The sequence below is a fragment of the Amycolatopsis sp. NPDC089917 genome (assembly GCF_040684635.1).
Taxonomy (GTDB): domain Bacteria; phylum Actinomycetota; class Actinomycetes; order Mycobacteriales; family Pseudonocardiaceae; genus Amycolatopsis.
On sequence record NZ_JBFBGL010000122.1, the window covers coordinates 1 to 9,895 of the forward strand.

Annotated in this window: 7 protein-coding genes; 6 read left to right on the plus strand and 1 reads right to left on the minus strand. The window is 68.8% G+C overall.

Annotated features, from left to right (window positions below; all coding sequences use genetic code 11):
* Positions 1 to 304: 304 nt before the first annotated feature.
* Together AB0N89_RS40395 and AB0N89_RS40400 are read left to right on the plus strand one after the other, a co-directional pair.
* A complete protein-coding gene (locus AB0N89_RS40395; protein ID WP_364216835.1) occupies positions 305 to 1,111 on the plus strand; it encodes an alpha/beta fold hydrolase in 807 nt (268 codons plus the stop codon).
* Positions 1,111 to 1,869, plus strand: coding sequence for an SDR family oxidoreductase (locus tag AB0N89_RS40400; protein ID WP_364216838.1), 759 nt, complete (start codon positions 1,111 to 1,113; stop codon positions 1,867 to 1,869). The genes AB0N89_RS40395 and AB0N89_RS40400 overlap by 1 nt, the downstream gene beginning before the upstream one ends.
* On the opposite strand, the gene AB0N89_RS40405 is transcribed toward AB0N89_RS40400, so the two are convergent.
* The gene (locus AB0N89_RS40405; RefSeq protein ID WP_364216841.1) at positions 1,808 to 3,406 is read right to left on the minus strand and encodes a transposase; all 1,599 of its coding nucleotides are present in this window, start codon (positions 3,404 to 3,406) and stop codon (positions 1,808 to 1,810) included. The two genes, AB0N89_RS40400 and AB0N89_RS40405, sit on opposite strands and share 62 nt — an antisense overlap.
* A 143-nt stretch (positions 3,407 to 3,549) precedes the next feature.
* Here AB0N89_RS40405 and AB0N89_RS40410 point away from each other — a divergent pair, with 143 nt between their 5' ends.
* The 4 genes from AB0N89_RS40410 to AB0N89_RS40425 all read left to right on the plus strand — a co-directional run bounded on the left by AB0N89_RS40410 (position 3,550) and on the right by AB0N89_RS40425 (position 9,787).
* Entirely contained in the window at positions 3,550 to 6,147 is a 2,598-nt protein-coding gene (locus AB0N89_RS40410) for a bifunctional FO biosynthesis protein CofGH (protein WP_364216844.1), read from the plus strand.
* Between the two features lie 149 nt (positions 6,148 to 6,296).
* Positions 6,297 to 7,148 (plus strand): arpA protein, encoded by an 852-nt coding sequence (locus AB0N89_RS40415; RefSeq protein WP_364216847.1) that lies wholly within the window; start codon positions 6,297 to 6,299, stop codon positions 7,146 to 7,148.
* Positions 7,149 to 7,169: 21 nt separating this feature from the next.
* The gene (locus tag AB0N89_RS40420) at positions 7,170 to 8,012 is read left to right on the plus strand and encodes a class I SAM-dependent methyltransferase (protein ID WP_364216853.1); all 843 of its coding nucleotides are present in this window, start codon (positions 7,170 to 7,172) and stop codon (positions 8,010 to 8,012) included.
* The gene (locus AB0N89_RS40425; protein ID WP_364216850.1) at positions 8,009 to 9,787 is read left to right on the plus strand and encodes a choline/carnitine O-acyltransferase; all 1,779 of its coding nucleotides are present in this window, start codon (positions 8,009 to 8,011) and stop codon (positions 9,785 to 9,787) included. The genes AB0N89_RS40420 and AB0N89_RS40425 overlap by 4 nt, the downstream gene beginning before the upstream one ends.
* Positions 9,788 to 9,895: the final 108 nt, after the last annotated feature.

A 9,895-nucleotide genomic window follows, 5' to 3' on the forward strand; every position in this document is an offset into this window, starting at 1 on the left:
GTCATTTCTAGCAGTTTTTGGTGGGACACCCACTCAATCGCCTGAGGCGAGAGCTTGGTTCGTGTCCCGGTCGGCCACCCGGTTTCCCTGGCGACGAAGAGAACTTTACATGGCCGGAAACCCCCGAAAACAGGGGGGTACCTTAACGACGTTCGCGCAGGTCAGAGGCCATAAAAGAGCCTGGACCCGGCGATCACGCGGTGATCGCCGGAGGGGAACCCAGGTGAACTCCCGGGCAAGAACATTGCTCCGAGTACATTGCACCGTATTGATCCTGCCGATTGCTCCGATTAGCGTCGGGCTCATGAGCACTGCGCAACTCGACGGCATCTCCGTCGCTTACGACGACCTCGGCACCGGGTTGCCCGTCGTCCTCGTCCACGGCCACCCCTTCAACCGTTCGATGTGGCGTCCCCAGGCCGACCGGTTCAGCCGAGAGGGCTACCGGGTCGTCACGGCGGACCTCCGCGGGTACGGCGAGACCACCCTCCCCGCGCAAAGCACGAAGACGGGACTCGACGTCTTCGCCAAGGACATCGCCCGCCTCGCCGATCACCTCGGTCTCGAGCGCTTCGTGCTCGGCGGCCTCTCCATGGGCGGGCAGATCGTCATGGAGTTCCACCGCACCTACCCCGAACGCGTCGCCGGGCTCCTGCTCGCCGACACCTCCCCACAGGAGGAGACCGAAGACGGCAAACGCGTCCGCAACGAGACGGCGGACCGCGTCCTCGCCGAGGGCATCGGCTGGTACGCCGACGAGGTCCTCACGAAGATGGTCTCCCCGGACAACGTCCGCACCATGCCGGACGTGGCGGCGCACGTCTTACAGATGATGCGCACGACACCCGGGGAAGGAGCGGCGGCCGCGCTCAGGGGCCGGGCCGAGCGGCCGGACTACCGGGACAGCCTCACCAGGGTGAAGGTGCCGAGCCTGATCGTCGTCGGGACCGAGGACGAGTTCACCCCGGTCGCGGACGCCGAGCTCATGCGCGACCTGATCCCCGGCTCCACCCTGGCGGTGATCGAAGGCGCCGCGCACATGCCTAACCTGGAACGCGAGGCAGAGTTCAACGACGTGTTCGCACGGTTCTTGAAAGAGACAAACTACTGATGCCCCAGAAGACCGTTTTCGTCACCGGTGCCAGCGCCGGGTTCGGCGTCGAGATCGTCCGCCGGTTCGCCGCGGACGGCGCCAAGGTCGTCGCGGCCGCGCGCAGCAAGGACCGGCTCGACAAGCTGGCCGACGAGCTGGGTGACAACGTCCTGCCGATCGAGCTGGACGTCCGCGACGCCGACGCGGTGGCCGCGCTCCCCGGCACACTGCCCGACGGGTTCGCCGAGGTCGACCTGCTGGTCAACAACGCCGGCCTCGCGAAGGGGCTCGAACCCGCTCACCGGGCGAAGCTCGACGACTGGGACCAGATGATCGACACCAACATCAAGGGTCTCGCGCACCTCACCCGCGCGCTGCTGCCCGGCATGGTGGAACGCGGCCGCGGGCACGTGATCAACATCGGCTCGGTCGCGGGCACCTACGCCTACCCCGGCGGCAACGCCTACGGCGCGACCAAGGCGTTCGTGCACCAGTTCAGCCTGAACCTGCGCGCGGACCTGCAGGGCACCGGTGTCCGGGTGACCAACGTCGAGCCGGGCCTGGTCGGCGGGACCGAGTTCTCCGTCGTCCGGTTCGAGGGTGATCAGAGCAAGGCCGACAACGTCTACAAGGGCACGACGCCGCTGACGGCCGCGGACGTGGCCGAGTCCGTCTTCTGGGCGGCTTCGCAGCCGGAGCACGTGAACATCAACGTCATCGAGCTGATGCCGGTGGTCCAGAGCTTCTCCGCTCTCCATATCCACCGAGAGAGCTGAGCCCGAAGAGGTCGAAGAGCGCCTGCTGTTCCGGGCTCCGCTCGGTCAGCAGGCGCCGCGTCCGCGGGCGGCCGCCGGTGGACGGATACCGCAGCACCGTCTCCCCTATCCCCGCGAGACTGTCCATCAGTTCGCGGACGGACAGGTTCATCCCGGCGCGGTCGGCCTCGCGCCGCATGAGGTGCGTGACCGTCGACGCGAGCACCGTGACCAGCGTGTGCACCGCGATCCGGTGCGGCGTCCAGTCCCAGCGCGGGGCGGGGCCGGCGACGGCGGGACCGGTCAGCCAGCGGAACGTCGAGTCGAGGTGCGTCCGCGCCCGATACGCCGTGACGACCTCGGACACCGGCCAGTCGTGGTCGGTGACCAGCACCTGCTTGCCGAAGTACTCGTCGTGCAGCCGCGAGACGGCGGCGTCGTCGACCTTCCAGGTCAGCCGGATCTCGCCCGGCCTGGTGCCGCTGAGCGAGGGCGAAAGCACCCGTTCGACGCGGCGGCCGCGCGTGATCCGCGCGATCTCGGCGTTCACCTGGCCCCGGTCACCTCTATAGGTACCCGAGGCCAGCGCGGCGTCGAAGCCGGCGAGCTCGCGGGTCGCGGTGCCCAGTTCCTCGCCGAAAGCCCTGGCCTGCGCGTTGTGCAGGGTGTCCGAATGGGTCAGGATCACGCGCCGCCGTACGCCCGCGACCACGGCCCTGGTGTCGAAGGCGGTCAGCCCGGCGAAGCGCTCCGGGTCGACGGGCTTGCGCGCGGACGCCGGTTTCGCCAGCAGGTCCGGATGGTCCGCGAGCGGCAACGCGCCGACGAAATGCCGTCCGAGGTCCAGTTGAGCCGCTTGGCCCGCCGTGAAGACCAGCGTGACGGGATACAGCGAGCGGAGTTCCTCGGCGAGCGCCGCGAACGGCGGCGCCCCCTCCCGCGGGTACACGTGCGACGCCAGCGGGATCGCGCCGTCCTTGGTCACGACCAGGCCGAGTCCGGCGAGTTCGCAGTGACACGGGTCGGCCGTGCTGAAGGTGGCGAACTGCGGGACGTCGACGGCGAGCGCGGCGTTCCCCGTCCCCAGCCAGGAGAGCACCGCGTCGGCGACGGCGGTCTCGATCCGCGAGATCCGCTCGGGCGTGAGCCGTTGCAACGCCCGCCAGTGATTCGGAAGGTCCGCTTGGACGAATTCCCGGGCGACGCCGTCGCGCCACCAGTCGGCTAATTGCGTTTCGGGGGCTGTCGCGCGGTGCAGGACGGCCAGCGCGAGGTGCGTCCCCAAGGTGGTCGCGGCGCGCTGGGCTCCGACGGCGTCGTCGACGCGGCGTACGAAGTCGAGCCGTCGCAGCGTCGCCCACACCGCCGCGACGTCGCCGAAGGTCCGGTGCCGCGCTTCGCCGGGCGCGGAGACGTCGCCGTCCATCGCGCGCCCGATCTCCTCGGCGGTCCCGAGGTAGCGCTGGGAGACGACCCGGGGCTCGCCGTCGACCCGGGCGGAGGTGACGAGGTAGTAGTACGTCCGCCCGCCGACCTTCTTGCCGATCACCGAAGCCACACTTTAGGTAATACACCCCGGCCCCGTGATCGGCAACGAACAAAGCGCTCTGACCAGCGCGAACAGTGAGCGCACCCACACGGGTGACGTGGTGGCGGGATGCGCACTGGCAGCTGGAGCGAGTCCGGCCATAGCGTGCGGGAATGGCATCCCCTGCTGACGCGACCGCCCCCACCACCTCGGCGATGCGCCGTGCGCTCGCCCGGGCCCGCGACGGGAAGACCCTGGACCTCACCGAAGCCTCGATCCTGCTCCAGGCTCGCGGCGACGACCTCAAGACGCTGTCCGAGCACGCCTCCCGCATCCGGGACGCCGGTCTCGTCGCGGCGGGCCGCCCGGGCGTGGTCACCTACAGCCGTTCGGTGTTCATCCCGCTGACCCGGTTGTGCCGGGACCGCTGTGGCTACTGCACCTTCGCGACCGTTCCCGGCCGCGTCGAATCGCCGTTCCTCTCCCCCGACGAGGTCCTCGACATCGCCCGCAAGGGTGCCGCGATGGGCGTCAAGGAAGCGCTGTTCACCCTCGGCGACCGTCCCGAAGACCGCTGGACGGCGGCTAAGGACTGGCTCGACGCGCACGGTTACGACGACACGCTGTCCTACGTCCGCGCGATGGCGATCCGGGTCCTCGAAGAGACCGGTGTGCTGCCGCACCTCAACCCGGGCGTGCTGACCTGGCAGGACTTCCAGCGGCTCAAGCCGGTCTCGGCGTCGATGGGCATGATGCTGGAGACGACGGCGAAGCGGCTCTACACCGAGAAGGGCGGCCCTCACTACGGCTCGCCCGACAAGGACCCCGACGTCCGCCTGCGGGTGCTGGAGGACGCCGGCCGCAGCTCGGTGCCGTTCACCACCGGCATCCTGATCGGCATCGGCGAGAACTTCGAGGAACGCGCCGACGCGCTGTTCGCGATCCGCAAGGTCGCGAAGACCTACGGCGGCATCCAGGAAGTCATCGTGCAGAACTTCCGCGCGAAACCGGACACGAAGATGCGCGCGACCCCGGACGCCGACCTCGAAGAACTCGCCGCGACCATCGCCGTCGCGCGGCTCGTGCTCGGGCCGAAGATGCGCATCCAGGCACCGCCGAACCTGATCGGCCAGCAGTACGAGCTGATGCTGAACGCCGGCATCGACGACTGGGGCGGCGTCTCCCCGCTGACCCCGGACCACGTGAACCCCGAACGCGCGTGGCCGCAGATCGACGAGCTCAAGCGCCGCACCGAGGCGCTCGGCTTCACCGTGCGCGAGCGGCTGCCGATCTACCCGGAGTACGTCAAGACCGGCGAGCCGTGGCTGGACCCGCGGATGAACGCGCACCTCGCGCCGCTCACCGAGACCGAAACCGGGCTGGCGATCGAAGAAGCGATCCCGGTGGGCATCCCGTGGCAGGAGCCGGACGGCGGCTGGAAGGAGGCCGGGCGCACCGATCTGCACGTCGAGGTCGACACCGTCGGGCGCACCGAGGACCGCCGCAGCGACTTCGACTCGGTCTACGGCGACTGGGACGAGATCAAGGGCAACATCAAGAGCGGGCCGCAGCGGTTCGACACCGACATCCGAGATGCCTTGCGCAGCGCGGAAAAGAACCCCGCCGGGCTGTCGGACGACGAGGCGCTGGCGCTGCTGCACGCCGACGGGCCGGAGCTCGACGCCTTCACCAAGATCGCCGACGACCTGCGGCGCGAGGTGAACGGCGACGACGTCACCTTCGTCGTCACGCGGAACATCAACTTCACCAACGTCTGCTACACCGGGTGCCGCTTCTGCGCGTTCGCCCAGCGGCGCACGGACGCCGACGCGTACACACTCTCGCTGGAGCAGGTCGGCGACCGGGTCGACGAGGCGTGGGCCGCAGGCGCGACCGAGATCTGCATGCAGGGCGGCATCCACCCGGATCTGCCGGGTACCGCGTACTTCGACCTCGCGGCCGAGGTCAAACGCCGTCAGCCGGACATCCACCTGCACTCGTACAGCCCGATGGAGGTCGTCAACGGCGCTTCGCGGACGAACCTCTCGATCGAGGACTGGCTGGCGAGGGCGAAGGAAGCCGGCGTCGACTCGCTGCCGGGCACGGCCGCGGAGATCCTCGACGACGACGTCCGCTGGGTGCTGACGAAGGGCAAGCTGCCAACGTCGGAGTGGATCAACGTCGTCACCACGGCGCACAAGCTCGGCATCACGACGACGTCGACGATGATGTACGGCCACGTCGACACCCCGGCGCACTGGGTCGGGCACCTGAAGCTGCTGGCGAAGTTGCAGCGGGAAGGCATGGAGCGCAACGGGCGGCGCGGATTCAGCGAGTTCGTGCTGCTGCCGTTCATCCACCAGAGCTCCCCGATCTACCTCGCCGGGCTGGCGAGGGCGGGCACGACGCTGCGCGAGAACCGCGCGGTGCACGCGCTGGCCCGGCTGCTGCTGCACGGGATGATCGACAACATCCAGAGCTCCTGGGTGAAACTCGGCGAAGAGGGCAGCCGCGCGGTGCTTCAGGGCGGGGTCAACGACATCGGCGGGACGCTGATGGAGGAGACGATCAGCCGGATGGCGGGGGCGGCCAACGGGTCGTACAAGACGATCAGCGACATGCGCGCGATGGTCGAACCGCTGGGCCGTCCGCTGCGGCAGCGCACCACCGAGTACGGCACGCCGACGGCGGAGCGGATCGCCGCGGCCCAGGCGTCCGACGGCGTCGCGACCGCGGTGCGCCGGCCGCTGCTGCCGCTTGTCACCAGCTGACGAAAAGTCCGTGACGGCCCCCTGACCCGCGTACAACCCGGGTCAGGGGGCTGTCACGTTCCGTGTGTCCCCGCTCACAAGGCGCGGGAGTCGTGGACGTTTTCTGTGCTAAACCCGAGAATCACTTCCGGGCAGCCGAGAGGACGTCGATGACCGCGAGCGCAGTCCAAGTTGCCGACACCGCCCGCTATCCGCTCTCCGAACCGGGAAGCCCGGCGTGGCGCGAAATCGTTTCCCGGACCCGCGCCGAACTGCGGGAAACGGGCTGCAGTGTGCTGGCCGACTTCATCCGTCCGGAGCTCCGCGACGTCCTCCGCCAGGAAGGCGCGAGGATCGCTCCGGAGGCGTACGCGAAGGTCGAACGCGTCAACGCCTACAACATCGCCATCGACACTCCGTTACCGGAAGACCATCCCGGCCGCACGATCATGGAGCGCGGCAACGCCTTCGTGGCGCGCGACCGGATCCCGGCGAACGCGGTCATCCAGCAGCTGTACACGAGCCCCGAGTTCCAGAAGTTCGTCGCCGACTGCTTCGAGCTCCCCGCGTTGCACGAACTCGCCGACCCGCTGTCGGGTCTGGTGCTCAACGTGATCGAACCGGGCCGCTCGCATCCGTGGCATTTCGACACCAACTCCTACACCGTCAGCATGCTCACGCAGGAAGCGGCCGAAGGCGGTGTGTTCGAATATTGCCCGAACATCCGCACCGAGTCGGGGGAGAACTTCGACGACGTCCGTGCCGTCCTCGCGGGCGAAGGGGATCACCTGATCCGACGACTCACTCTGCGTCCTGGCGATCTTCAGCTGTTTCGCGGACGCTTCGCCCTGCACCGCGTGAGTAGTGTCGAAGGGGCAGTCGCCCGCCATTCCGCGATCTTCGCGTACAGCGAGCGCCCCGGGGTCATCGGCAGTCCGGAACGGACGAGACAGCTGTTCGGCCGGGTCCTGCCGGAACACGTCGCTTCCGCGGCGGTCCGGGGCGATGAGCTGCTCGACTAAGTCAGGAGCTTGGCCGTGCCTTTGGATTCGACCGGCAAGATCAATTTCGACGACATCTACACCGAGCCTGATCCCCGTGCTTTCTTCGGCACCTTGCGCAGACTGGACTACGGCATCCCGCAGCAGGCCAAGGCCTACTTCGCGAAACTGATCGACGAGTACCGCTCGGAGGCCGGCGTCGAGGTCCCGACCGTGCTCGACCTCGGCTGCTCCTACGGCGTCAACGCGGCGCTGCACAGATGCGACACCTCGATGGAACGGCTGTACGACCACTACGCGTCCACCGAATCGCTGAGCCGGGACGACCTGATCGCGCGTGACCGCGGGATGGTCGAGAGGCTCGCCGTCGGCGACGAGGTCCGCTTCATCGGTCTCGACGCCTCCGAGCCCGCGTTGGACTACGCGCTCGCCGCGGGCTTCATCGACGAAGCGATCCACGCGGACCTGGAGAACGAAGACCCGACAGAGGAGCAACGCGCGCTGCTGGCCGGCGTCGACATCGTCGTCTCGACCGGCTGCGTCGGCTACGTCACCGAGAAGACGCTCGTCCGGATCGCGCGCGAAAACCGGCCTTGGATGGCGCATTTCGTCCTCCGGATGTTCTCCTACGGCCCGGTCGCCGACAGCCTCGGGGAACTCGGCTACGAGACCGCCGGGATCGACGGCGTCTTCCGGCAGCGGAAGTTCGCCTCGGAAGAGGAACAGACGCAGATCCTGGACAATCTGTCCGTCGCGGGCGTCGACCCGCGTGGGCTGGAGGACGACGGCCGGCTGTACGCGCGGCTGTTCGTCTCCCGCCCGAACGGCGCGGCGGGCGAGCTCGCCGCCGCGTTGAACGCCCTTCCCCTTCGAGATCAAGGATGATCGTGAGCAGTCCGGAACCGTCCACCCGCACGTTCGGCAACGAGGACGTCCTGCCAAGGGTCCCCGTCCCCAGCCTGGAGGACACCTGCCGCCGGTTCCTCGAGTGGTGCTCGCCGCTGCTCACCCCCGGGGAACTCGCGGAGACCGAAGGCGCCGTCACCGAATTCCTCGCGGAAGGAAGCCCGGCGCACGAGCTCCAGAGCACGTTGGAGGCGTACGACGGCCGTGAGGACGTCCGCAGCTGGCTCGACACCTTCTGGCCGTACCGCTACCTCGGCCGCCGCGATCGGATCGCGCTCAACGCGAACTTCTTCTTCCTGTTCTCCGAGTCCACGCTGGGACAGCTGGAGCGCGCGGCCGAGCTGGCCGCGTCGGCGGTGGACTACAAGCTGAAGCTCGACGAGGAACTGGTGCCGCCGATCGTGCTGCGCGGGCAGCCGCAGTCGATGGTGCAGCACAAGTTCCTGTTCTCGGCGACGCGGATCCCGGGCGCCGTGCAGGACACGGCGCGCACGCCGTACCGCGAGGACTGGCCGGGGCCGTCGAGGGCGCGGCACATCGTGGTCTTCCACCGCGACACCCCGTTCCGGATGGACGTCATCGCGCCGGACGGCCGCCCGTACTCCCCCGAACAGCTGGTCGCGGGGCTGCAGGCGATCGTGAAGTCCGGGAGCTTCGTCGAGGATCCGCAGACCGCCGCCGGGCACTTCACCACCAAGGTCAGGGCCGAGTGGGCGGCGACGCGTGAGGCGCTGCTGGCCGCCGGGAACGCGGCCGCGCTCGACGACATCGAGACGGCGTTGTTCTGCCTGTGCCTGGAGGACTTCACCCCGGCGGACACGCAGGAGGCGTGCGACAAGCTGCTGCACGGCGACAGCGGCAACCGCTGGTTCGACAAGGCCGTCTCGCTGATCGTGTTCGAGGACGGCACGGCGGGCATCAACGTCGAGCACTGCGAGCTGGACGGGACCACGATCCTCGGGTTCACCGACGCGCTGCTCAGCGGGACGCGGCTGGAGCGGCCGCCCGCCGACGGCGTCCCGGCGTCCGAGGTGATCGAGTTCGTCCTGGGCGACGCCCTCCGCGAAGACGCTCGCGCGGCGGCCGCGGCCTTCGCCGAGTACGCCGGCGCGACCGCGACGAAGACGGTGTCCTTCACCGACTTCGGCGCGAAGCGGGCGAAGGAGCTGGGGATGTCCCCCGACGGCTTCGCGCAGATGGCGTACCAGCTCGCGCACAAGCGGGCGAAGGGGATCACCGGCGCGACGTACGAGTCGATCGCGACTCGGCAGTACCGGAACGGGCGTACCGAAGCGATGCGCGTGGTGACGCCCGAGGTGCTGTGGTTCGTGCGGGTGATGAACGATCCGGAGGCCGACCGGCAGACACGTCAGGCGGCTTTCCGCGCGGCGGCAGCGAAGCACGTCACGCGGGCGAAGGAGTGTCAGGCGGGCGACGCGCCGGAGCAGCACCTGTGGGAGCTTCAGCTGATCCAGAAGCGGCGGGGCGTGGAAGAGTCGCCGTCGCTGTACTCGTCGCCGGGCTGGCTGAAGATGCGCAACGACTACCTGAGCACCAGCTCGGCGCCGTCGGTGAACATCCGGTACTTCGGGTTCGGGTCGACCAGCCCGCAGTGCATCGGCGTCGCGTACGTGCTGCTGCCGGACTCGCTCAATCTGTACCTGTGCACGCCGAAACACGTGGCGCACGAGATGGAGCTGTTCGCGACGGAACTCGCCACGGCGATCACCGAACTGCAGGAGCTGCTGGCCTGATTTCGGCACTCGGCCAAGGCGTCCCTCTTCCTGGTGCCAAGTCCGTGAAGGCCTCCTTGAGGGACTCTGGGTCCCTCAAGGAGGCCTTCACGGACCGGTGCTCGTGGG